The following is a 23537-nucleotide window of genomic DNA, read 5'->3' on the forward strand; positions in this document are numbered from 1 at the left end:
AGCGACATGATCCCACCTCGGTTAACCTCTTCTCGACAGCCGCTGCGGCTGCTTCAGGATCGCGTAGCCACCGGGTTAATCACCGCTGGAGGCGTGGGTGTGCTGCTGGCAATTCTGGCTATCGGCATCTTTCTGGTGTGGGAAACGCTCCCGTTGCTGGCGATTGGCGATACCTTTGCCATGGCTAAGCTCTCTCCTCTGGCGTGGGGCACCCTCAAAGCCGCGTTAGCCGCGCTGCTGTTTGCCATTCCCGTTGCCTTGGGAGCAGCCATTTACTCAGCACTGTTTATGTCTGCACGCCTGCGCTCGCGGATCAAGCCCGCACTCGAAATGATGGAGGCGATCCCCGGCGTGGTGGTGGGCTTTATTGCCGGGCTAATTTTGGCACCCTGGGTAGAGCGTCATCTCGCCAGCACTTTAGTACTGATCATTTGGCTGCCGCTTAGTGCCGCGCTTGCCGGCTTGCTCTGGCAGTTGGCCAAAACACGCCTACGCTGCCGCTTACCGCTCTCCTGGGCGGGCCTCTGGCTGGTTCCATGGCTCGTTGTAATGGTGGCAATAGCGCTATGGCTTGCGCCATGGTTAGAGCAACACTGGTTGGACGGTGATCTACGCCAGTTGCTCGACCAGCGCTACGGCATGGATTACGCCACCCGTAACGCGCTGATTGTCGGCCTTGCCATGGGCTTTGCCGTTATCCCCAGTATCTATTCACTGGCAGAAGACGCGCTCGCCGATGTGCCTTCGACCTTAATAGAGGGCGCCCAGGCGCTGGGGGCCAGCCGCTGGCAGGCGCTGTGGAAAGTGGCGCTGGTGGCAGCGGGCCCAGGCATCTTCTCAGCCGTAATGATTGGTGCGGGCCGGGCGGTGGGCGAAACCATGATTGTGCTAATGGCCAGCGGCAATACCGCCCTGTTTAGCGCCAGTCCTTTCGAAGGCATGCGCTCTATGGCCGCGGCTATTGCCATTGAGCTGCCTGAAGCATCTCCTGGTGGTCAGACCTACCATCTGCTGATTTTGGCCGCCCTGGTGCTGTTTATCTTCACGTTTCTGGTCAATACCCTTGCCGAGGTCGTCCGCCAGCGTTTACGCAGCCGCTTCAGCCAGATGGGGGGCACATCATGAACTCTACGCCCCCTGCCGCCTCTCGACGCCCTCGTTTTAGCCGGGCGAATGATGTGTGGCCCTGGCTATGCGCGGCCAGTGTAGCGCTCTCCCTGCTGATGCTGGGCGCCCTACTCACGTTACTGCTGGTACGCGGGCTAGGGCACTTCTGGCCCGCTACGCTGGAAGAGGTCACCCTTAGCTCGGGTGAAACCTTTGCTGGCCAAGCCGTACGTGAGGTCGCGCTACCCCAGCGAGCAGGGGATGAACGCCTCTACTTTACCGGCAACCAGGATTTGGAGGGCGTTCGCTGGCGCTGGGTGGCGATTGATGACATTGCCGAGCGCGCCCGGCCAGACGAATTGATTCGTCTTGACCGCAGCCCATGGGGCGACTTTATTGGCCGCTTGGAGGCCATTGAGCAGCAGGACCAGCGCTGGGAGGGGGATGCTGCCTGGCAGCGATTAAACGCTTTATTGGAACTTCCCGCCAGCCAACGCCAAGATAGCCAACTGCTGCTTACCACCGTGGACGGCCAAACCCTACGCCAACCGCTGGCCAGCGTGCTGAGTGCCCAGACTCCCAATGCCATGAGCGTGTGGCAGAAAACGCTCGCCTGGGGGGATGCGGTTTGGCGGTTTCTGAGCGAGGGCCCACGGGCCGCCAATACCGACGGTGGCGTCTGGCCCGCAATATTTGGCACGGTGCTGATGGTGATTTTAATGTCGGTAATGGTGACCCCGTTTGGGGTGCTCGCCGCCATTTATCTCAATGAGATCGCTCACCAGGGGCGGCTGACCCGGCTGGTTCGCATTGGTGTGCGCAACCTCGCGGGCGTTCCGTCTATTGTGTATGGGGTATTTGGTTTGGGCGTGTTTGTTTACGGCATCGGCGGCTCGCTGGATGAGTGGTTTTTCAGCGATACGCTGCCCTCACCCACGTTTGGTACCGGCGGCCTGCTATGGGCGTCACTCACCCTGGCGCTGCTGACCCTACCGGTGGTGATTGTGGCCACAGAGGAGGGGTTAGCGCGGATTCCCGAGGCTCAGCGTGAAGGTGCCGTAGCGCTGGGCGCTACACGCTTAGAAATGCTCACCCGCATCGTGCTGCCCATGGCAGCACCCGCCATGCTGACAGGGGTCATTTTAGCGGTAGCCCGCGCGGCCGGCGAAGTGGCACCGCTAATGCTGGTTGGCGTTGCTAAGCTGGCGCCTCAGATGCCCATCGATGGTGAGTTTCCTTACCTACATTTAGAGCGCAAGTTCATGCACCTTGGCTATCATTTATTTGATACCGCCTTTCATGGCGAAGATGTGCAGTCCGCCATTCCGCTGGTTTACGCCACGGCGCTACTTTTAGTGTTGATTGTGCTGGTGCTTAACCTAACTGCCATATTTCTGCGTCATTATCTTAGGCGTCAACGGGGAAACGAATGCTAGCGTCATTACATTCAAACAATACCTCTCAGGCACCAGTGGCGCATTTTGCATCTGAGCACAGCTGCCTGAGCATCGATCACCTTAGCCTCGCCTACGCGGGGAAAGAGGCGTTGCGCGACTTAACCCTCAGCGTTCCGCGTCATCGTGTAACGGCCTTCATTGGTCCGTCAGGCTGCGGTAAGTCGACGTTATTACGGGCGATTAACCGTTTGCACGACCTCAATGAATCGGTAACCCATAGCGGTCAGGTCAGGCTGGAAGGGCAAGATATTCATGACCCGCAAATGAATGTGACCGAGCTGCGGCGGCGCGTCGGGATGGTATTTCAAACGCCCAACCCCTTTCCTATGTCGATTTATGAAAACGTGGCCTTTGGCCTGCGACTGCAACAGCGTCTTCCCAAGCGCAAAAGAGACGACATTATTGAGTGGGCATTAACCTCCGCGGCCTTATGGGATGAAGTAAAAGATCGTCTGCATCGCTCCGCCTGGCAGCTTTCTGGAGGTCAGCAGCAGCGTTTGGTAATTGCCCGCACGTTAGCAGTACAGCCCGACGTGCTGCTGCTTGATGAACCGGCGTCCGCGCTCGACCCGATTTCAACCCTCAAAATTGAGGAGTTGATCCGTAACCTCAAGTCGGAGCTGACGCTAGTACTGGTTACCCACAATATGCAACAAGCGGCGCGTGTATCGGATTACACCGCCTTCTTGCATCAAGGTGAGCTGGTTGAATACGGGCCTACCGATCAGGTCTTCACCAACCCCCGTTTGCAACGCACCGAAAACTACATCACCGGCCGCATCACCTAGGCCTTAGCGACTGAAACGTCAGGAGTGCTCCATGGATATTACGAGCGATACCCACAGCCAGCATATCTCTCGCCAGTTCAACCAGGAGCTGGAAGAGCTGAAAACCCACCTGATGGCCATGGGCGGCCTGGTGGAGAAGCAAGTGCAGGACGCTGTCTTTGCGCTACTGGAAGGGGACACCCGCTTGGCCGAGCAGGTGCGTGACAATGACCGTCAGGTCAACGATCTGCAGCTGCAAATCGACGACGAATGCACCCGCGTACTGGCGCGCCGTCAGCCTGCAGCGTCCGATTTACGCTTGGTGCTGGCCGTCATCCGCGCCACCTCAGACTTAGAGCGCATTGGCGATGAAGCCAGCAAGATCGCCCGCAACGCGCTGTTACTGAGCGAAAACACCAGCACCATTCGTGGCTTGGTGGAGGTGCGTCACATTAGCGAGCACGTACGTAAAATGCTGCGCGATGCGCTCACCGCCTTTGCCCGCTTTGATACCGACCTGGCGATGCAGGTCGTGCGCGAAGACGAGCTGGTTGACGACGAGTACAGCAGCGCTATGCGCTCGTTAATGACCTTTATGATGGAAGACTCGCGCTCGATTACGTCAGTTCTCAGTATCATGTGGGTACTGCGCGCCCTGGAACGGGTAGGCGACCACGCCGACAACCTCGCTGAGTACGTGGTCTACCTCGTCAAAGGCTTGGATATTCGCCATAGCGACACCGACGAGCTGGATACGAAGGTACTAAAAAAGTCTTGACCTGATAGGGGTTTCCTCCTGCAATACGTCCAGGCTGCGGCCTGGACGTTTGAATCATAAGGAGCTCACCCAACATGCTGGATGCTGTCACTGCGCTTAGCCGAGGTACACGCTGTGTGTATCAGCCGGGTATGCGCCGCTATATTTTTCTGCCGATTCTCGTCAACCTGATTGTCTATGTGAGTATGTTCAGCTTTGTTCTCACCCGCTTCGATGGCTGGTTGGCTCACTGGATGAACATGGTGCCCGCCTGGCTTGATTGGCTGGCGTGGCTTATCTGGCCCCTGTTTGTGATTAGCCTGTTAGTCGTCGTTTTTTTTACCTTTACGCTGGTTACCAGCCTAATTGCAGCCCCTTTTTACGGCTTTTTGGCCGCCAAAGTTGAAATCCAAGCCACCGGCCGTGAACCGCTTGATGACCGAAATCTGACCAAAACAGCCATCGATGCCATTGGTCGTGAGTTCGTTAAGCTCGCCTATATTCTGCCGCGTGCCGCGTGCCTGTTTGTGATTAGCTGGATTCCTGGTGTGAATTTAGTTGCCCCTCTACTGTGGGCGCTGTTTTCTGCCTGGGTGATGGCCATCACTTATTTGGATTACCCAATGGATAATAACAAGGTAACGTTTGCCGATATGCGTCAACGACTCTCTAAACGCTGGTGGCAAAGCCTCAGTTTTGGAGGTCTGGTCACACTCATCACCTGGATCCCTCTGGCCAATCTATTTCTGATTCCCGGCGCCGTAGCCGGTGCCGTGCTGCTCTGGGATGACCATTACAGAGACGTACGTGGCATCACGCCGCAGTAGACGCTTATTACCCAGGCTACGTCATTTTGCTACCTTTGCCTTTTGCTCGTCTGTACTGAACTCAATCAACAACAAAGGAATAAATACATGTTAAAACCGATGGCTTGGCTGGGTGGCGTACTCTTGATTGGCGCCATGTCTATTTCGATGGCGTCTATGGCGATAGCCCACGACGTGCAAACAGACGCTATGCGTATCGCCCACCCCTTCGCGACACCCACCCCGCCAGGGGCTGTCAACGGCGCCGCCTACGTCGACATCACCGCCCTTTCAGGTGCGGTTACCCTGGTTGGCGCGAGCAGCTCTGCGAGCAGCAACGTTGAGCTGCACGAGATGCAAATGGATGGCGATATGATGCAGATGCGGCATGTGGAAGAGATTCGTATCGAGGCCGGGGAGACCTACACCATGCGTCCTGGTGGCGGCTTTCACTTAATGCTGATTGGATTAACGGAGCCGCTAAAAGAGGGCGAGCAATTTCCCCTCACGCTCACCTTTGCGGAACAAGGTGATGTGGACATAGAGGTCTGGATCCAAAGCGCCCAGGAAGGCAGAGAAGCAGCTGATGGTCACCATTAGCAGCTGTTGCCGCTTATAAAAAACTAGACCCCGCAATAGCGGAGTCTAATCACACTATTCTTTGACAATGACTAACGCTAGCTTCCTTTCCTTTTGCGGGACTCCAACCTTGGAATTTAACCCTGACCAGCGCTCTGATTGTCGTTTGATTCATTCCTTGAATCATCGTGCATCCGTATTGGTGTGTCATGCTTTCGCAAGTTTAACTCGCCCTTCAATCGTAATGTATTTCTGCACAATTGCAAACTTTTGTTACCAAACGTTTCTACTTACTTCAACATGCGTCAAGTTTTTGCGGTATCCACCCCATAAGCACTAGGAGACGCGTGCTCTATTGAATAAATACGTCTCATACCCGCAAACAAAAACCTAATTACATTTAGATAAAAAGAGAAAAAAGCTGGATAAGAGTGGGGAGAGTAAAGATGGGGAGAGTAATGGGCAGCAAAAAATTAGGCCCCGATAGGGGCCCCGATATCAGAATTGGCTACAGATAATGACTAACGCTAGCTTCCACTCCTTGTGCGGGACTCCAACCTTGGAATTTACCCTGACTAACGTTCTGATTATCTATTGATTCGTCCGTGAATCGAGAAAACATCCTTGCCTTCGCAACATCCTGTTGCTGGCATCTCCGTCCTGCGAAGAAGCATTCAATGATATCTAAAAGATAAAAACATTAGATGTCGCTTTTTTCCTGAACGACATCATCTGTGTTCCAATGCGCTCTTATCCAGAAATAAGCATAAAACATTCCAAAGAGCCATAAATAAAAAATAAATTATTTAAAATCAAAAACTTGCCATACATTGGCCTGTGCCATGAATCGCTTTAATTACCAAAATACAGCGCCCGACAATGTGTAAAAATGGCACATGCGAAAAATATCACCCATTTTGTATGCCAAAATTAAACACTTCTACAAATGTAGTGTGGCGTGAAGTTAAATTAAACGAGACGCGAGGAGGGGAAGGCGCAGCGAAACAGCGCGCCTTTGCCTGGGTGAGACTCAATTTGTAGCTGCGCATCGTGACGCAACAGCACATGTTTAACGATCGCCAGGCCTAAGCCTGTGCCGCCAGTCGCAGTGCTGCGTCCCTTATCAACACGGTAAAAACGTTCCGTTAGGCGGGGAATATGAACAGGATCAATCCCTTCACCATTATCTTCCACATCAATATAGCCGCCGCCACTAGCGCTAGCTTTCCAGCGCAGTGTGATTTGGCTGCCTGCTGGCGTGTAACGAACCGCATTAAAGGCGAGGTTAGAGACGGCACTGCGAATTTCCTGTTCACTGCCTAACAGCCGGGCATCGCTCTCAAGCGCGACGGTAATGGTATGACGTTGATGCGACAAGGCCAGTGCATCATCACACACGCTTTGCAATAAAGGCTCAAGTGACAGCGGATGATGATCTTTACCGCCCTGATCGATCTCCAAACGCGAAAGCAGCAATAAATCGTTAACCAGGTTCTGCATCCGCTGGGTCTGTTCCTGCATTTGCTGGATGCTGCGACCCAATCGCGGCGGAAGTTGATCAGCAATATCGCTGTAGGTTTCTAAATAGCCAGAAAGGACGGTCAGAGGAGTGCGTAGCTCGTGGGAGACGTTGGCAACAAAGTCACGCCGCATCTGCTCAAGGCGATGCAAACGGGTAATATCCCTGGCCATCACTAAGCGCTCGTCGTCACCGTAGAGGGTAATTTGATACTGCAGGATGCGCCGTTCATCAATGGGCGAAATGAGCGTTAACGGCTCACTGTAGTTACGCGCATTAAAGTAGCTAATAAAACTAGGGTCGCGCAGCAGGTTGGTAATATGTTGACCACGGTCATGGGCGGTTTGAAGCCCCAGCATGGCGGTAGCGGCGCTGTTCCACCACTCCAGGTCGCCGTGGCGATCAAGCATAACCACGCTGTCACGCATTGCTTCAGACGACTCCTGAATACGCGCCAAGGTAGCGCGCAGGCGGCTTTGGGTAATGCGCTGGCTTTTTTGATAGCGGTATAAACGATCGAATAGCTCACCCCACATTCCGCTGGCGGCAGGCGGCTCATCGTGAGGGTGGAGGGTGAGCCACCGATAGAGTTCGCGTAACTGTCGCAAGTGGTAAAACAGGCATCCCGCAAGCCCTGCCGCGAGCCCCAGCCCGGCCGAGCCCAACAGCCAGCCTAAGCATGCCCCCAGCGCGGCCAGCCACGCTATTCGCCACAGCTCACGACTCCATAAACGCACATTTACACCCGTGCAGAGAAACGGTAACCGGTACCCCGAACCGTTTGGATCAGGTTTTGATGCACGTCTCCCAGCGCCTTACGCAAGCGACGAATATGCACATCGACCGTACGCTCTTCAACGTAAACATTGCCACCCCACACTTGGTCAAGCAACTGGCTGCGTGTGTAAGCGCGTTCTTGATGGGTCATAAAAAATTGCAGCAGGCGGTACTCGGTGGGGCCCATTTCCAGCGCTTTGCCGTGAGCACTTACCCGGTGGCTCACCGGATCAAGCAGCAGGCCGTTAATCTCAATCGGGTCTTCAACGCCACGCGGCGTCGCTCGGCGCAGCACCGCTTTTAGCCGTGCCACCAACTCCCGAGGTGAAAAAGGCTTGGTGATATAGTCATCTGCACCGGCTTCAAGCCCTTGAATTTTATTATCCTCTTCGCCTTTCGCGGTGAGCATAATAATCGGTATTTCGGCAGTGGCTTCTTCACGCTTTAGGCGTCTCGCCAGCTCAATACCGCTAGTGCCGGGCATCATCCAGTCCAGCAGCAGCAGGTCGGGTTGGTGGTCGACCACCATGGCATGAGCATCCTGGGCGTTGTCCGCTTCGAGCACGCGATAGTCAGCCATTTCCAGCGCTACCGCGATCATCTCGCGAATCGACGCCTCATCATCGACAATCAGAACGGTCTTGGCGGTCATACCAGAGCCTCACGGTGTTCGAAAAAACTAGTTCAACGAAAGCAAATTCAAAGATAAACAGTTCAATGACATGTCAGTGACGATAACACCATGACTTGATGACAATTATATGACACTCATAGAAATTAGCCCGCCGCAGGCCACCAACTTAGCGCGATACCGGCAAAAACCAGCAGACCCGACCAGTGATTATTGAGAAACGCCTGGAAGCAGGCATCCCGCCCCTGATGGCGAATTAAGTGCTGCTGATGCAGAAAAGTCGCCCCCATTGCCGCAAGCCCTAGCCAGAAGAAACCACCTAAACCAACCCGCCAGCCTACCCAGGTCAGTAAACCCAGGGTGGTTAGCTGGAGTAAGCCGATAATCAAACGATCCGCATTCCCAAACAGCACGGCCGTTGATTTAATGCCAATTTTTAAGTCATCGTCGCGATCGACCATGGCGTACTGGGTATCGTAGGCCACTGTCCAGCACACATTCGCGCAGAATAGCAGCCATGCTTCCAGCGGCACGTGGCCCAACACGGCGCCAAACGCCATCGGAATCGCCCAGGAAAACGCCGCGCCCAGCACCACTTGAGGAAAGTGGGTATAGCGCTTCATGAACGGATAAATAATTGCCAGCAGCACCCCACCCAGCGAGAGCAGCACCGTAAACCAGTTGGTCAGTAATACTAGAATAAACGCAGCGGCCACCAGGGCGATAAACAGTAGCTGGGCTTCTGTTTCGCTGATACGGCCCGTCGCTAGGGGACGATGCTTAGTGCGCTTCACATGACCGTCAAAGTGTCGGTCAGCATAGTCATTGACCACGCAGCCCGCGGCGCGCATCACATAGACGCCGGCCACAAAAATCAGCAGCACATTTCGCCCTGGTACACCTTCCGCAGCCACCCATAGAGCCCACAGCGTCGGCCACATCAAAAGCCATGTGCCTATCGGCCGATTCAAGCGCATCAACTGTAAAAAGTCTGCTAGGCGAGCCCATCCCTTCGGCCGCAACAGTGAACGATCCATGCTTACCTCACGAAGAATAAGATGCAGGCGCTAGCCTAGCGCGAAGGCAGGCCGAGATCATCTGCCATCGCACCCAAAAAATACTCTTGCACTAATAACGACAGGCAGCCGTGATAAAAGACGGAGCGCCTACCCCAGGCACAACTCCCATCGATACCATTCACGCTAATAAAATCCGGGGGTTGCTTCGTCGCTTCCAACGGCCCACGAACCAAATCAGGCTGTCGAAATAGCCAACTGCCTAGCGAGCGCTCGCCCAAACTCTCCAAACGCTGCCCCTTTAGCTGCGTGAGGGGGGCGACCGAGCGTGCCACCACCCACGGCGTTTCATCCAAGCACAGCGCTACTTCCCGCAGCCAGGCGTAACGCTTGACGCCAATGCCCAGCGCCTGAGCCTCATCCTGGCGCGGCCAGCCGACACCCTGTCTTAGCAGCCTTACTCGAAACGGCTTCTCGCCACCCGCGGCCATTAAGCGGGCGGTTAACGAGTCGGTGGAGGCAACCCACTGCCACCAGGGAGCACTCATTGCAGGCCGAGCCGCATCAATCGGGCGCCAGCGGGAAAATAGAGGAGTTTGCCGATAAGCAGCAGCCGTCACCGAGTTCTCCAGGGCAATTAACGGGTTGGCTAGTGTAACATGAGCGCTGAAAGGCTTTTGTTTCAGCGACTTTTTTAAAGACTCGGTTTAGCGCCTCTTTTTTCGCACTCTTTTTAGCAACTTTTTTTGGTGTCTGCATGCCCGCCACCCAAACACAGAAAACGTCCTCTCACGCTGCGCTGGTGATTATTGGCACTGGCATGGCAGGGGTTGGCCTTGCCCGGGCGTTACGCCGATTGGGCGACCAACGCTCAATCACGCTGGTAAGCGCTGACAGCGGCGATGACTACAGCAAGCCGTTGCTCTCCACCGGCTTCGCCAAGGGCCTCGCGCCCGAACAATTAACCCAGCGCAGCGCTGCTGAACTAGGCGAAGAGCTAACTGCCCAGATGGTTATCCACACCCAAGTGGACGCACTGGATGTGGATAACCAAACAATTCTTCTTGAAGACGGCAGGGTGCTCGGCTACGACACACTGGTGCTGGCCACTGGCGCTGCACCACGGTTGCCCTTCAGCCTTGAGCCCAGCGTAGCCCCACGCTGCTTTGCCATCAACGACTTAGACGACTACCGCCACTTTCACTCGGCGCTAGGCCATGGCCCAGCACGGGTGGCGATTATTGGCGCGGGGCTGGTCGGCTGTGAATTTGCCAACGATCTTCATGCTGGCGGCCATCACGTCAGCGTCATCGCCCCTGAAGGAAGCCTGCTTCCTCGCTTGCTACCACCGCCTTTAGGAAACGCCCTGAGCGATGCCTTTAGCGAAGCAGGGATCAACCTTCACCTTGGCCGTTCGATTGATTCCATTACGTCCGAAAGCGACGAAGACATCGTATTGCGCCTGGATAACGGCGACACCGTCAGCGCTGACCTCGTACTGATGGCAACCGGCCTTGCCCCCCGCACGGCGCTTGCCGAAGCGGCTGGTTTAAGCGTATCGCCTAGCGGTATAGTCGTTGACCGGCAGTTGCGTACTTCGCACACCCATATCTACGCCCTGGGCGATGTGGCCTGCGTAGACGGCGTTAATGCCATGTACGTTCAGCCGCTGCAAGCCAGCGCCAAGGCACTGGCAGCAACGCTTTCGGGCACCCCCACGCCGGTTAGCTTTGGCGCCTGGCCGGTAGTGGTTAAAACGCCGCTACTGCCAGTAGTGGCCTACCCGCCAACCACCACGCCCGAGCGTTGGCGAATTGAAGGCGAAGGCGGTGATATCAGTGCCTTGGCTGAAAATAAAGACGGACGTTTGATTGGTTTTGCGTTGACAGGCGGCTGCGTGAGAAGGAAAGTGGAGCTTTCCAGAGCAGCACCTGCGCTGCTAGGCTGATTTTCGTCGCGTTCACGACTAGGCTAGAGAAGCTATCCTAATCGGCTACGCACCCAACAACATGCATTTGTTTGATGTTTGATTTCTTTTAAAAAGGGGAGATTCCTTATGCGCAAACCTGAACTCGCAGCAGCCATCGCTGAAAGTGCCGACCTGTCCAAAGATAAAGCTGGCCAGGTGCTGAACGTCATTCTGGATGAGATCACCAACAGTTGTGCCAAGGGCGAAGATGTCGCGCTGATTGGTTTCGGTACCTTCACGGTACGTGAGCGCGCAGCGCGTACCGGCAAAAATCCGCAAACCGGTGCCCCGCTGCAGATTCCGGCTAGCAAAAACGTTGCCTTTAAGCCAGGCAAAGGACTCAAGGACGCCGTTTCCTAATGAAGCTCAAGCTGACGCTGTGGCTGCTGGGCATACTGCTCAAACGTGCCCTGCGCCGCAAACCGCGCTTTCGTGAACAGTTAGAGCGCATGCGCGGCCTGGACTGGGGGATTGCCACGGAAGATCTAAGTATTGCCCGCCACTACCGGATGACGCCGAAAAGTGTCAGTACCGGCAAAGGGCTGCCCGTGGACTTAGATCTTGAGTTACGCTTCCGTGATCAGGATACCGCCTTGAAAGTGCTCAAAAAGCCAACCCAGCAGGCCTTTCTCGACGGCATGATGAACGGCGACGTGCGCTTAGTGGGTGATTCCGCCGATATGAATAAGCTGCAAAAACTACTCAAATATTTGTAGCGGCTTACGATCAGCATAGGGTAGCGGCTTAGTTTAAATAAATTTAGGCTAAACAAGGTAGAGGTATAAAAGCTATCGATGGACATACCTCATCAACGCCTTGTTTACTTCCGCGTTACCCTTGAGTCTGGCTCAGTGCGCCGCGCAGCGGCGCGCTTGGATATCGCTCCCTCGGCAGTAAGCCGGCAAATTGCTTTGCTGGAAGAAGCCTTGGGAGCCACCCTGATGGAGCGTCAGCGCGACGGCATTTCGCCTACTCCGGTAGGCGAAATGCTGCTTGAATACTGCGAACGTCGCGGCGCACTTGATGAAGGCTTTATTGCGTCACTTGAATCCTACCAACGCATGGAAACCGGCAAGATCTCGCTTACCGTCGGTGAAGGGTTTGTCAGTGACTTAGTAGCATCCCCGCTGCATGAATTTACCCAACGCTATGCGGGTATTCAGCTCGATATCCATACCGCAGGCACCTCGGGCATTATTGAAGCCATTGTCGACGATCATACTCATATCGGCTTAATGTTCCATGAGCGAACCCACCCCCAGCTACGCTTCTGGGCATCGACGCCTCAGCCGCTAATGGCCATTTTACCGCCCGACCACCCCTTAACCAGCCAAACATCACCGCTCACGCTTACCCAGCTTAGCGATCAGCCCATGGCCATGTGGGACACTACCCATGGGGTACGTCAAATGGTTGACCAAGCCTTTCAGCAGTCGCGCATAGCCCCACGCATGGCAATGAATACCAACTCCATGGTGATTCTGGCTCAGTATGTGCGTAGCGGCATGGGCATTACCCTACTGCCCGCCTTTGCCGTCGCCCACGATTTAGAGCTCGGCACGTTAGTGGCGAGCCCGGTCGATAATCCGCTTTTTCAGCGCTCCCAAGCCCACATGGTCACGCGGGTAGGCCGCCAACAGCCCAAGGCCAGCGTTCTGCTGCTACGCCACTTGCAGCGCTGGATGCAGGCGTTTCGCGCCCCAGGCTCAGTGCTAAGCGATCAACCCACGCCACTGCCGTAACCAAATGCCACGCTGGCTTCAGGGGCGGTTTCCACCCAGACGCTTTGCGGCACCGTGTATTCGCGCAGGCCATCCAAACCGCTAGAGCGCCCAAAGCCGCTATCGCCAAAGCCACCAAACGGCGACATCACGCTGATCGCCTTATAGCTATTGATCCACACCGTGCCCGCTCGCAGTTGCCCGGCGACGCGATGCGCCCGCGCCACGTCCTGACTCCAAACGGCGCCAGCCAAGCCAAAGCGGGTCTCGTTGGCAAGTTGAATGGCCTCATTTTCAGTGTCGAAGGCCATCGCCACCAGCACTGGGCCGAACACCTCTTGCTGAGCGATCTCCATATCCGGCGTGACATCGACCAGCACGGTCGGGGCGATAAAATAGCCGTGGGCCTCGTCTGGCAGTCCTTCGGGACGTTTGCCGCCCGTTAATACTCTCGCGCCTGCCGCTTCGGCGGCCTCAATCATGCGGGTGGCCTGCTCAAATTGGCGGCGATTCTGTAGTGGCCCCATGCGCGTCGCTTCATCGCTGGGTAACCCCACCGCAATCTGCTCCGCGGCCCGTGCCAAACGGCTGGTGACCTGCTCAAACACCGAGCGCTCGATTAGCAGCCGTGAGCCCGCCACACAGCTCTGGCCAGCGGCGGCAAAAATGGCCGCCTGGGCCCCCGCGACGGCTTCATCCAGCTTGGCATCAGCAAAGACGATATTGGCCGATTTGCCCCCCAGCTCTAACACGCTGGGCACCAGCCTCCGCGCGCCCGCTTCAGCAATCATGCGGCCACTCTGGGGAGAGCCCACGAATACCAGCTTGCTGATGGTGGGGTGGTCGGTCAGCGCTGCGCCGGTCGTTTTTCCCAGCCCGTTGACGATATTGATCAGTCCCTTAGGTAGCCCGCCGCTTTCCAGTAACTTGGCAATCACCACCGAGGAGAAGGGCGTCAGTTCGGAAGGCTTCAGCACTACCCCATTGCCCGCTGCTATAGCCGGGGCCAGCTGCCAGGCGCAGGTGAACATTGGCGCGTTCCAGGGGGTAATTTGCCCCACCACGCCGTAAGGCACATGGCGCACATAGTTAAGGTGCGAAGTAGGTACCGGAATCACTTCGCCATGCTGCTTATCGCACCAACCCGCGTAGTACTCGAACATCTCGCGCACTTTGCCTACTTCAGCCCGACAGTCACGAATCGGCTTACCGGCCACCACACTTTCCAGTTGAGCCAGCGCCTCTTCATGGCCCTCCAGGCCGCGTATAGCGGCGTTCATGCGCCGTCCACGCTCGCTGGCGGTTAGCGCCATCCATTCGCGCTGCCCACGCTCAGCGGCTTGGGTGGCACGCCCAATCAGCGCGGCACCCGCATCGCGATAGCTCACCAGCGTTTCGCCGGTGGCCGGATTGGTCAGGGTGATTACTTCCCCCTCTCCCGCCACTAAACCGCCATCAATCCAGTTGCTCAACAGCGTGGTGGCCGTTAATCCAAAACCTTCGAGGAGCGTGGCAAGGTGATCTTGAGCATGTTGGCTAAGTGCGTTCATGACTGCTCCTCCGCCTGGCTGGCACGCGCTAATATCGGTGTAGTGATATGGTTAAAATCATCGCTATCGCTTGGTTGTTCGGGGTTCGCGTGCCAGGCATCGACCACCGCCTGCAAGAGCGGCGAGGGGATACCCAGTTGCTCAGCCGCATCCCGTGCTAAGCGCAGGTCTTTACGCATCAAACCGGTGGTAAAGCCTGAATCGAAACGCTCGCTCAGTATCCACTCGGGGAAGTTCACCTCGCTGACCGCGCTGCGGCCCGAACCACTGTTAAGGCCCGCCAAGCAGGCGGCGGGGTCAACGCCCGCCTTAGCTGCCATAGCAACGGCTTCGGCAGTAGTTAACAAGTGCGCGGCACACAGGTAGTTATTGGCAAGCTTGACCACATGGCCGCTGCCCGGGCCGCCCACATGGGTGCGCTTGGCCGACATCGCTTCCAGCATCGGCGATACCCGTTCGATAGTGTGTTCATCGCCTCCCAACAGCATACCCAGCTTGCCGCTGGCAGCGCCTTTCGGGCCGCCGCTGACGGGGGCATCCAACCATAGAAGGCCCGCAGCAATTACTTTTTCAGCCAGTTCACGCGTCACGGCAGGGTCACTGGTGGAGGTATCGACAATCACGCTACCTTTCGGCGCAAGGGCGAGTAAGCCTGGGGATTGCTCGATCACCTCGCGCACATGGGCGGAGGTGGGCAACGACAGCAGGTAAACGTCGCTAGCGGGTAATTCTTCGGGAGCCACAACGGTTAATCCTTGAGCAGCAAGACGCGACCGTGCCTGCTCAAACACATCGCTACCCGCTACTTCAAACCCTGCTGCTTTGAGAGTGAGCGCCATATTGCCGCCCATCTGCCCCAGCCCGATAACGGTAATGGTTAAAGACATCCTAAAACTCCCTACAGCGCTTTTTGGGTAACGAGGCGCCGTGTTCGGTGTTGATTTTGGCGTAGACGCTCCCCTACCCAGTGGGCATCGGGGAGCGAATAACGCTTGTTGTTAAGAAATTGTTGTTAAGAAACAGGTGACGATTTAGACGAGAAGCGCCCTAACCAGCTCCACCCAGTAGCGTGCACCCAGCGGCAGCAAGGCATCGTTAAAGTCATAACGGGGGTTATGCAGCGAAGCGGATTCCTCGCCATTGCCCATCCAGATATAGGCACCTGGGCGCTCGGCCAGCAGGAACGAGAAATCCTCAGACGCCATACTCGGGGGTGGGTTGCGAATCATGTTGTCGCTGCCGAGTAAGCTTTCCAGCACCGAGGCGCATTGCTGGGCGTGTTCAGGGGTATTGATAGTAGCGGGATAGCAGCGCTGGTAATCCAGATCAACGGTTAAGCCGTGAAACTCCGCCAAGCTGGCAATCGCCTGCTTAAAGCGTGCCTCTAAGTGCTCTTTATGCGCCATATCAAAACAGCGCAGCGTGCCGCGAAGCGCCACCTGTTCAGGAATCACGTTGAAGGTATCCCCCGCATTAATGCTGGTAATACTCAGCACGGCTGATTTGTCCGGTGGCGTTTCGCGGCTCACCAGCCCTTGCAGCTGGCTGATCAGTTGGCAGCTCGCCAACACCGTATCAGTACCTAAATGGGGCATCGCCGCATGGCAGCCCTTGCCCGTCAGCGTCAGGCTAAAGATGTCGAAGGCGGCCATGACGTCGGTATCGTGCACCGCGGCAACGCCTACGGGTAGGCCTGGCCAGTTATGCAGGCCGTACACGGCGTCCATGGGAAAGCGCTCAAACAGACCCTCTTCAACCATCACCCGCCCGCCGCCTGCGTTCTCTTCAGCGGGTTGAAAGATGAACACCACACGGCCTTTGAAATCCGGTTGCTGCTTTAACGCCCAGGCAGCACCCAATAACATCGTTGTGTGGCCATCGTGGCCACAGGCATGCATCTTGCCCGGCGTTTGCGACGCGTAGGCAAGCGCAGTCTCTTCACGAATATCCAGAGCGTCGATATCGGCCCGCAGGCCGATGGTTTTACCTTCACCCTGTTGACCATCCAGAGCGGCTACCACACCCGTGCCGGCAATCCCGGTGGTTACCTCAAAGCCCCACTCAGTCAGCAGCTCGGCAATGCGGGCGCTGGTGCGGTGCTCTTCAAACGCCGTTTCCGGATGCTGGTGAAAATCATGGCGCCACGCTTTTAGTTCTGCGTTATCCGGTAAGTCTACTGAAGCAGTCATCGTCTTATCCTTAAAGCATCACATGGGCGACAACGGCAGAGCCAATAAAGGTACCGGTAAAGACCAGCAGGGCCACAATCACAAGCTTCCAGCCAGTTTGCTTGAACATGGCAAACTCACGCCCGGTAAGCGCCAGCCCTGCGTAGGCCAGTACCGGCGTGACCACTGCCAGAAAATCCACTTCAGCCAGCCGTGCGATTATCCACCCATTACCCGGGAAGAACGGCAGCGTCGCGATAATACTGATCAGCGACACCCAGGCCACGCTGGGAAGGTAAAAAGGGCAAAACCGCCCAACCACCAAGCCGATAATGACCATGACATACAGAATCAGCATGCCGGGTAGCGCATCTAATAAAGGCGAACCGTTAACGATATTGCTAAACCAAGCGGCGATACATACGGCTGCCAGCACTAAAGCCGTTTTACCGAGTTGGTTTTCCGGGCGTAGCTCTTTCAGCGCTTCGGCATCAAACTGATCGACCGTGCTCTCATGAGTTTTCATGGCTAATCTCCTGGCGCGAGCCGTTTAAGCGCTTGTACATCCACTCGGTGACCGGTAGCGCGATAAATAGCGAGATATACAAACCGGTGGCGTAGGTAAGCAGGTTGCTGGCCCCGGCAAAGGCGAGTAGCTCATCTTTAGACGCCGGAACCGCTTCGGCCAACGCAGCCGAACACGCCGCCACCATACTGCCACTGCCCACCCCACAGGCCATGGCCAGAGCACGAATATCGAGAATATCCAACGAGGCGATATAGCCCGCCATTAAGGCGAAGTAGAGCGTGCCGAACATGGTGCCCACTACGTAAACGCCCATAATACCGATACCTTCAGGGCTTCTTAGCCCGTAACGGTCTGAAATGATGGCAATATTGGGTTCACGGGCGATAGAGTAGGTAGCACCAATCGCTTCACGGCCCATTTTGAGCACTAATACCGCAAAGGGCAGCGCGATCAGCATGGTGCCCAGATTGCCCAATTCCTGGAGAATCAGCGCAGGGCCGGCGGCGATAATTTGCTCAATGGCGGGGCCAATGGTGGAGCCAAACTTGGCAATAAACGGCAAAATAGCGATCAGGATGATCGGGCCAGCCGCATTGCTGACCGGCTTGGGGATGACCTTGCCCATTGCCGAGAAAAGATGAGGATTGAACAGTACGCCAATGATAAAAGCATAGAGCAGCGGTAATAACAGCAGCGTTCCAGGCCCGAGGGGGATACGTACGATGCCGACCCACTCGGCAAACATTGACGTCACGATCACCGTTAGGTGAAGACGCCAGTCCAGCAGTAGCTTGAGATCCATAGGAGTGTCCCTGTTTTTTTTAGAGTCACTCCGAGTATCGAAAGGTTACTGTTTCAATCATAGGGCTTTAGTGCGCTAATTTTTAGAACACCCAACCGTTGAGCGCAGAGGTAGCGACATCCAACGCCTACACATTTATACTAAAGTCTAATAACCACCTATAAGAGCCTTTATGCCCATATCTTTGCCGCTACGGCGCCTTTGGACTCTCGATAAATTCGCCTACAGCCTGCGCGTTTTTATAGCGTTCAGCGGTGCGCTGCTGTTCAGCGGCTTAATGGGCGATGTGGCGCTGGTCATTCCGCTGTTTCTGGGCATTATCGCCTGTGCGCTGTCTGAAACCGATGACAGTTGGCAAGGCCGTTTCCAAGCACTGCTGGTAACGCTGGTGTGTTTTACCTCGGCGTCATTTATTGTGCAGTGGCTGTTTCCCTGGCCGTGGCTGTTTGTTGTGGGGCTAGGGCTTTCGACCTTTACCCTGATAATGCTCGGCGCTATCGGTCAGCGTTACGCCACCATCGCTTCAGGCACGCTAATACTCTCGATCTACTCGATGATCAACATCGAGCAGCACGGCGGGGTGGATGAAGACGTGGCGGCGCGCCAGCTGCTGCTATTGGCTGGAGCGGTGTGGTACGGGCTAATTTCGGTGGTGTGGTGCGCCCTTTTTTCACGCCAGCCGGTCAAGCAGAGCATGGCGCGGGTTTACAAGGCACTAGGCGAGTTTCTGATATTGAAATCGGCGCTGTTTGAACCGGTGCGCGGTGTAGACGTGGAAGCGCGTCGTGTGGCTTTAGCGCGCCAGAACGGCAAAGTTGTCGCTGCGCTCAATCAAGCCAAAGAGATGATTTTCCGGCGCTTAGAGGGCCAGCGCGGCGACCAAAAGCTCAACCGCTACCTACGCATCTACTTTATCGCCCAGGATATTCATGAACGCGCCAGCTCCACTCACTACCCCTATAGCGCGCTCAGCAAAGCCTTTTTCCACCATGATGTGCTGTTTCGCTGTCAGCGGCTGCTGGATCAACAGGGGCGCGCCTGCCGTCAGCTAGCCAAATCGCTGCTGCTCAATCGCCCATTTGACCACCAGCAGAGCGAAGAAGCCCTAGCCGACTTACATGCCTCGATTGAGAACCTGCGCGGCCGAGGTAAGCCCGAGTGGCGCCCGCTGCTGTATCCCCTAAGCGCATTAGCCGACAACCTGGCTACCCTGGAAAACCAGCTCGCCAGCGCCCACAACCCCGGCGTCAGCGATGAGCGACGCGACAGTTCGCTATATGACCGCTCGCCGTCAAGTTTACTGGAAGCATGGAAGCGGGTGCGCCTGAATTTCACCCTTGGCTCTCCCACTTTTCGCCATGCGGTGCGGCTCTCCATTGCCCTAATGACCGGTTACGGGCTAATGCAGTGGATCGACCCCGAGCAGGGCTTTTGGATTCTGCTGACCACGCTGTTTGTCTGCCGTCCCAACTTTGCGACGACGCGACGATTTTTGTCCCAACGGATTATGGGCACGGTATTGGGCCTAACCGTGGGCTGGGCATCGATCAGTCTCTTTCCGCACCCGCTGGTGCAGAGCATGATCGCCGTGGCCGCAGGGGTGTCGTTCTTCGCCAACCGCGAAAAGCACTATGTGATCGCCACCGCCTCCATCACGCTGCTGGTGCTCTGCAGTTTCAACCAGGTAGGCGATGGCTTTAACCTGATATTACCGCGCCTGTTCGATACCTTGATCGGCTCGCTGATCGCAGGCTTAGCGGTATTTTTCATTCTGCCCGACTGGCAGGGGCGCAGGCTTTATCGCGAAGCTGCCAACGCGCTCAATAACCACCGCCACTACCTGGAGGAGATTATCCACCAGTACGAGGAGGGCAAACAGGATGATTTGGCCTATCGCCTAGCGCGCCGCAATGCCCATAACGCCGATGCAGCGCTCTCCACCCTGCTCACCAATATGCTCCATGAACCGGGACACTACCGAAAACAGGACGCGGACAACGGGCTGCGCTTTTTAGTGCTCTCCAATACGCTACTCAGTCATCTCTCTGCACTGGGCGCCCATCGCCACCAGTTGGCAGACGATGAAGATGACGCCACGCTAGTGCCGGTAGCAAAGCGTATTGGTGAGCTGCTGGGACAGATTGCCGAGCGATTAAACCAGCGCCAGCCGGTTGAACCACTCGCGGATCAAGCTGCCGAGTTATTAGCCCAGCTAGAAGAGAAAAGTGCGCTATCAGCAGATGAAAAAGGGGTCACGCTCTACCGTCCTATCCAAAGCCAATTGCGCCTTATTACCGAGCAGCTCGCCCCGCTGGGCGAGGCCGCTAATCGATTGGAGGGGAGCGAGGAGCAGACACTGAGCACTCCCAATTCAACTGCTTAAACCTGCCCATAGCGCCCTGCCGCTTCGCCCAGCCAGCGGCGCACCAACACAGCGGTGACGTCGGGGTTGCCCTGCAGCGTTTGGGCCATGGCGCTGACTCGTTCCAGAAGGTCGGCATCGCGCTCCAGGTCGGCAATTTTCATCTGCGCAAGGCCGGTTTGGCGGGTACCGAGGACTTCGCCGGGGCCGCGGATCTCCAGGTCTTTCTCGGCGATGCGGAAGCCGTCAGTGGTTTCGCGCATCACCGCCAAACGCTGGCGGGAGCTTTTCGACAGTGGTGGATGATAGAGCAGCACACAGAAGCTTTCCGTGCTGCCGCGCCCTACCCGGCCGCGCAGTTGGTGCAGCTGGGAAAGTCCCAGGCGCTCGGGGTTCTCGATAATCATCAGGCTGGCGTTGGGTACATCCACCCCCACCTCGATCACCGTGGTGGCTACCAGCAGATCCAGTTCACCCGCTTTGAAGGCGGTCATCACCTCGGCTTTCTCACTCGACTTCATCCGCCCGTGAACCAAGCCCACCGCCAGCTCGGGCAACGCTACGGTTAGCTCGTCGCGGGTGACCTCGGCGGCCTGGCACTGCAACACCTCTGATTCATCGATCAGCGTGCACACCCAGTACGCCTGACGACCTTCACTGCAGGCCAGCCGAATGCGTTCAACTACCTCCGGACGGCGTTCGTCGGGCACTACCACGGTTTTTACCGGTGTACGACCAGGGGGTAGCTCGTCAATCACCGAGACATCCAGATCCGCGTAGGCGCTCATGGCCAGGGTGCGGGGAATCGGTGTGGCAGTCATGATCAGTTGGTGCGGGGTAAGCCCGCCCGCTTCGCCTTTCTCGCGCAACGCCAGGCGTTGATGCACGCCAAAGCGGTGCTGCTCGTCAATAATCGCCAGCCCTAAACACTCAAAGTGCACGTCGTCTTGAAACAGCGCGTGGGTGCCCACCACCATACGCGCGCGGCCGTCGGCAATGGCTGCCTTGGCATCCAGCCGCGCTTTGCCTTTAAGCTTGCCCGCCAGCCACGCCACTTCGATACCCAGCGGCTCAAACCAGGCTTTAAACGAGCGGTAATGCTGCTCAGCGAGGATCTCGGTCGGCGCCATGATCGCTGCCTGACAGTTACCTGCCAGGGCGCACAGCGCGGCCATGGCGGCGACAACGGTTTTACCCGATCCCACATCGCCCTGGATCAAGCGCAGCATCGGCGCAGGACGACTCAAGTCATGGCCGATCTCGTCGAGTACCCGCCGTTGGGCACCGGTTAAGGCAAATGGTAGCTGGGACAGAAAGCGCGCCTGCAGGCTGCGTCCGGAGGGAAGCGTCGGCGCGCCATCCGCCTGAATACGCAGGCGCACCTCGCGCAGGCTTAGTTGGTGAGCGAGCAGCTCTTCCAGCGCCAGCCGCCGCGTGGCCGGGTGCTGGCCGCTGGTCAACTGCTCTATATTCACATCGGGTGGCGGCTGGTGCAGTAAGTGTAGGCTGGCGTGTAGGCCTGGCAGTTGAAAACGCGTGAGAAGCGCATCGGGTATCACGTCGGGCAAGGCTTCAGGGGCGCTGTCCAGTAAACCGAGCGCCTGCTGTGCCAGGGCGCGTAGCCGCGGCTGGTTCAAGCCTTCGGTAGTGGGGTAAATAGGCGTGAAGTACTCCTCTACCGGGGTTTCACTGCCACTCAGTCGATACTCGGGGTGGTAGATCTCTAAACCGGTCGCACCGGCCCGCGCTTCACCAAACGCCCGCACCGTGGCGCCGGGGCGCAATTGCTGTTGCTGGGCTGGCGAGAAGTGAAAAAAGCGCAGGCTCAAAATACCGCTGGCATCGCGCAGGCGTACCAGCAGGCTGCGGCGGCGCCCTTTGACCACGTCGCAGGCGGTCACTTCGCCCTCAATCACCGCCTCCTGCCCCGCACGCAGCAGGCCAATAGGCGTCAGCCGCGTGCGATCCTGATAGCGCAGCGGCAGGTGAAACAGCAGGTCGCTCACCCGCTCGATTCCCAAGCGGCCAAGTTTCATCGCCAACGCTTCGCCTACGCCCTTCAGCGCGGTAATCGGCGCGGAAAGATCGCTCATGGGGCGCTTTTCACGGCTTGGGCAGGTTGACGACAGTGGCTGATCGCCTGAATCAGCGCCTCGATGGCTTTGGGCCGGGGAAAGCTCGCCCGCCAGGCGATCGCCACGGTGCGCGACGGCGCTGGATCAACGAAGGGCCGACTGACCAGCATGGCATTTTCATACTGGTCGGTGCCCAGGGCCGACTGCGGCAGCACTGTGATTCCCAATCGAGAGGCCACCATATGGCGAATAGTTTCCAGCGACCCGCCCTCGGCAATCAGCGTATTGTTGGGGCTGTTGAGCTTTTGGGTAATCGCCGGGCAGGCTTCCAGAATCTGGTCCCGGAAGCAGTGACCTTCGCCAAGCAGCAGCAGGCGCTCTTCGAGTAAGTCCTCTTTGTTGATCGCCTTCCGCTCAACCCATGGATGATTGGCGGGAAAGAGTACTTCAAAGGCTTCATCGTAGATTGGCTTGGTCACCACATCGGTTTCGGTAAACGGCAACGCCACAATAATCACATCCAGCTCGCCGCTTCTAAGCTTGGCGCGCAGCGTACCGGTCATACCCTCTTCAATATACAGCGGCATCTGCGGTGCCGCGTTCGCCAGAGCAGGCACCAGATGCGGAAACAGGTAGGGCCCAATGGTGTAAATCGCCCCAATGCGTAGCGGGTTGGCCAACTGATCTTTACCCGCACTGGCAAGCTCAAAAATCAGGCTGCTTTGCTCCAGCACACGCTGCGCCTGGGCGACGATTTTTTCACCCAGGGGGGTAACCTGTACGGTGGACTTGGAACGCTCGAATAGCGCTGTTTCGAGCTCTTCTTCCAGCTTTTTCACCGCCACCGAGAGCGTCGGCTGCGAAACGTGGCAGCGTTCAGCTGCGCGGCCAAAGTGACGCTCCTGGGCAAGGGTTACGATGTAGCGAAGTTCTGTTAAAGTCATA

General features: G+C 56.8%; 22 protein-coding genes. 11 read left to right on the forward strand and 11 right to left on the reverse strand.

Annotation, left to right across the window (positions count from 1 at the left end; genetic code table 11):
- The first annotated feature begins 6 nt into the window (after positions 1 to 6).
- The 6 genes from QEN58_RS18920 (at position 7) to QEN58_RS18945 (ending at position 5494) form a co-directional block, all read left to right on the forward strand.
- Positions 7 to 1125 (forward strand): ABC transporter permease subunit, encoded by a 1119-nt coding sequence (locus QEN58_RS18920; protein ID WP_280105129.1) that lies wholly within the window; start codon positions 7 to 9, stop codon positions 1123 to 1125.
- Complete coding sequence (pstA, locus tag QEN58_RS18925) at positions 1122 to 2543, forward strand: phosphate ABC transporter permease PstA (protein ID WP_280105130.1); 1422 nt, start codon at positions 1122 to 1124, stop codon at positions 2541 to 2543. The genes QEN58_RS18920 and pstA overlap by 4 nt, the downstream gene beginning before the upstream one ends.
- Positions 2537 to 3352 carry a phosphate ABC transporter ATP-binding protein PstB gene (gene pstB / locus QEN58_RS18930; RefSeq protein ID WP_280105131.1) on the forward strand — a complete coding sequence of 272 codons (816 nt, stop codon included), beginning with the start codon at positions 2537 to 2539 and terminating at the stop codon, positions 3350 to 3352. The genes pstA and pstB overlap by 7 nt, the downstream gene beginning before the upstream one ends.
- Before the next feature lie 31 nt (positions 3353 to 3383).
- Positions 3384 to 4109, forward strand: coding sequence for a phosphate signaling complex protein PhoU (gene phoU, locus QEN58_RS18935; RefSeq protein ID WP_280105132.1), 726 nt, complete (start codon positions 3384 to 3386; stop codon positions 4107 to 4109).
- Positions 4110 to 4183: 74 nt separating this feature from the next.
- Positions 4184 to 4915, forward strand: a complete 732-nt coding sequence (cysZ, locus tag QEN58_RS18940; RefSeq protein ID WP_280105133.1) for a sulfate transporter CysZ — start codon at positions 4184 to 4186, stop codon at positions 4913 to 4915.
- Positions 4916 to 5002: 87 nt separating this feature from the next.
- Positions 5003 to 5494 carry a copper chaperone PCu(A)C gene (locus QEN58_RS18945; RefSeq protein ID WP_280105134.1) on the forward strand — a complete coding sequence of 164 codons (492 nt, stop codon included), beginning with the start codon at positions 5003 to 5005 and terminating at the stop codon, positions 5492 to 5494.
- A gap of 948 nt (positions 5495 to 6442) precedes the next feature.
- Here QEN58_RS18945 and phoR read toward each other — a convergent pair.
- The 4 genes from phoR to QEN58_RS18965 form a co-directional block, all read right to left on the reverse strand.
- Positions 6443 to 7729, reverse strand: a complete 1287-nt coding sequence (phoR, locus tag QEN58_RS18950) for a phosphate regulon sensor histidine kinase PhoR (protein WP_280105135.1) — start codon at positions 7727 to 7729, stop codon at positions 6443 to 6445.
- A gap of 2 nt (positions 7730 to 7731) precedes the next feature.
- Complete coding sequence (phoB, locus tag QEN58_RS18955) at positions 7732 to 8421, reverse strand: phosphate regulon transcriptional regulator PhoB (RefSeq protein WP_007112280.1); 690 nt, start codon at positions 8419 to 8421, stop codon at positions 7732 to 7734.
- A 125-nt stretch (positions 8422 to 8546) separates the two neighbouring features.
- On the reverse strand, positions 8547 to 9437 hold the full coding sequence (gene ubiA, locus QEN58_RS18960; RefSeq protein ID WP_280105136.1) for a 4-hydroxybenzoate octaprenyltransferase: 891 nt from the start codon (positions 9435 to 9437) through the stop codon (positions 8547 to 8549).
- Between the two features lie 35 nt (positions 9438 to 9472).
- Entirely contained in the window at positions 9473 to 10036 is a 564-nt protein-coding gene (locus tag QEN58_RS18965) for a chorismate--pyruvate lyase family protein (protein WP_280105137.1), read from the reverse strand.
- Between the two features lie 137 nt (positions 10037 to 10173).
- Between QEN58_RS18965 and QEN58_RS18970 the strand changes: the two genes are divergently transcribed.
- The 4 genes from QEN58_RS18970 to QEN58_RS18985 all read left to right on the forward strand — a co-directional run bounded on the left by QEN58_RS18970 (position 10174) and on the right by QEN58_RS18985 (position 13127).
- A complete protein-coding gene (locus tag QEN58_RS18970; RefSeq protein ID WP_280105138.1) occupies positions 10174 to 11364 on the forward strand; it encodes an NAD(P)/FAD-dependent oxidoreductase in 1191 nt (396 codons plus the stop codon).
- A 108-nt stretch (positions 11365 to 11472) separates the two neighbouring features.
- Positions 11473 to 11745, forward strand: coding sequence for an HU family DNA-binding protein (locus tag QEN58_RS18975; protein WP_064232353.1), 273 nt, complete (start codon positions 11473 to 11475; stop codon positions 11743 to 11745).
- The gene (locus QEN58_RS18980; RefSeq protein WP_280105139.1) at positions 11745 to 12101 is read left to right on the forward strand and encodes a hypothetical protein; all 357 of its coding nucleotides are present in this window, start codon (positions 11745 to 11747) and stop codon (positions 12099 to 12101) included. Before QEN58_RS18975 ends, QEN58_RS18980 begins: the two co-directional genes overlap by 1 nt.
- A 78-nt stretch (positions 12102 to 12179) precedes the next feature.
- Positions 12180 to 13127, forward strand: coding sequence for a LysR family transcriptional regulator (locus tag QEN58_RS18985; protein WP_280105140.1), 948 nt, complete (start codon positions 12180 to 12182; stop codon positions 13125 to 13127).
- Here the strand turns inward: QEN58_RS18985 and QEN58_RS18990 are convergent.
- The 5 genes from QEN58_RS18990 to QEN58_RS19010 form a co-directional block, all read right to left on the reverse strand.
- Positions 13106 to 14656, reverse strand: coding sequence for an aldehyde dehydrogenase family protein (locus QEN58_RS18990; protein ID WP_280105141.1), 1551 nt, complete (start codon positions 14654 to 14656; stop codon positions 13106 to 13108). The two genes, QEN58_RS18985 and QEN58_RS18990, sit on opposite strands and share 22 nt — an antisense overlap.
- A complete protein-coding gene (locus tag QEN58_RS18995; protein ID WP_280105142.1) occupies positions 14653 to 15543 on the reverse strand; it encodes an NAD(P)-dependent oxidoreductase in 891 nt (296 codons plus the stop codon). The genes QEN58_RS18990 and QEN58_RS18995 overlap by 4 nt, the downstream gene beginning before the upstream one ends.
- A gap of 144 nt (positions 15544 to 15687) precedes the next feature.
- On the reverse strand, positions 15688 to 16845 hold the full coding sequence (locus QEN58_RS19000) for a M20 aminoacylase family protein (RefSeq protein ID WP_280105143.1): 1158 nt from the start codon (positions 16843 to 16845) through the stop codon (positions 15688 to 15690).
- A 10-nt stretch (positions 16846 to 16855) separates the two neighbouring features.
- On the reverse strand, positions 16856 to 17350 hold the full coding sequence (locus QEN58_RS19005; protein ID WP_280105144.1) for a hypothetical protein: 495 nt from the start codon (positions 17348 to 17350) through the stop codon (positions 16856 to 16858).
- Positions 17337 to 18155 carry a DUF3100 domain-containing protein gene (locus QEN58_RS19010; RefSeq protein WP_223288301.1) on the reverse strand — a complete coding sequence of 273 codons (819 nt, stop codon included), beginning with the start codon at positions 18153 to 18155 and terminating at the stop codon, positions 17337 to 17339. The genes QEN58_RS19005 and QEN58_RS19010 overlap by 14 nt, the downstream gene beginning before the upstream one ends.
- A 172-nt stretch (positions 18156 to 18327) precedes the next feature.
- Between QEN58_RS19010 and yccS the strand changes: the two genes are divergently transcribed.
- On the forward strand, positions 18328 to 20538 hold the full coding sequence (yccS, locus tag QEN58_RS19015; RefSeq protein WP_280105145.1) for a YccS family putative transporter: 2211 nt from the start codon (positions 18328 to 18330) through the stop codon (positions 20536 to 20538).
- On the opposite strand, the gene recG is transcribed toward yccS, so the two are convergent.
- Positions 20535 to 22610, reverse strand: coding sequence for an ATP-dependent DNA helicase RecG (gene recG / locus QEN58_RS19020; protein WP_280105146.1), 2076 nt, complete (start codon positions 22608 to 22610; stop codon positions 20535 to 20537). The two genes, yccS and recG, sit on opposite strands and share 4 nt — an antisense overlap.
- The gene (locus QEN58_RS19025; RefSeq protein ID WP_280105147.1) at positions 22607 to 23536 is read right to left on the reverse strand and encodes a hydrogen peroxide-inducible genes activator; all 930 of its coding nucleotides are present in this window, start codon (positions 23534 to 23536) and stop codon (positions 22607 to 22609) included. The genes recG and QEN58_RS19025 overlap by 4 nt, the downstream gene beginning before the upstream one ends.
- Between the last annotated feature and the right edge of the window lies 1 nt (position 23537).

This window comes from Halomonas alkaliantarctica (genome assembly GCF_029854215.1).
Taxonomy (GTDB): Bacteria; Pseudomonadota; Gammaproteobacteria; order Pseudomonadales; family Halomonadaceae; genus Vreelandella; species Vreelandella alkaliantarctica_A.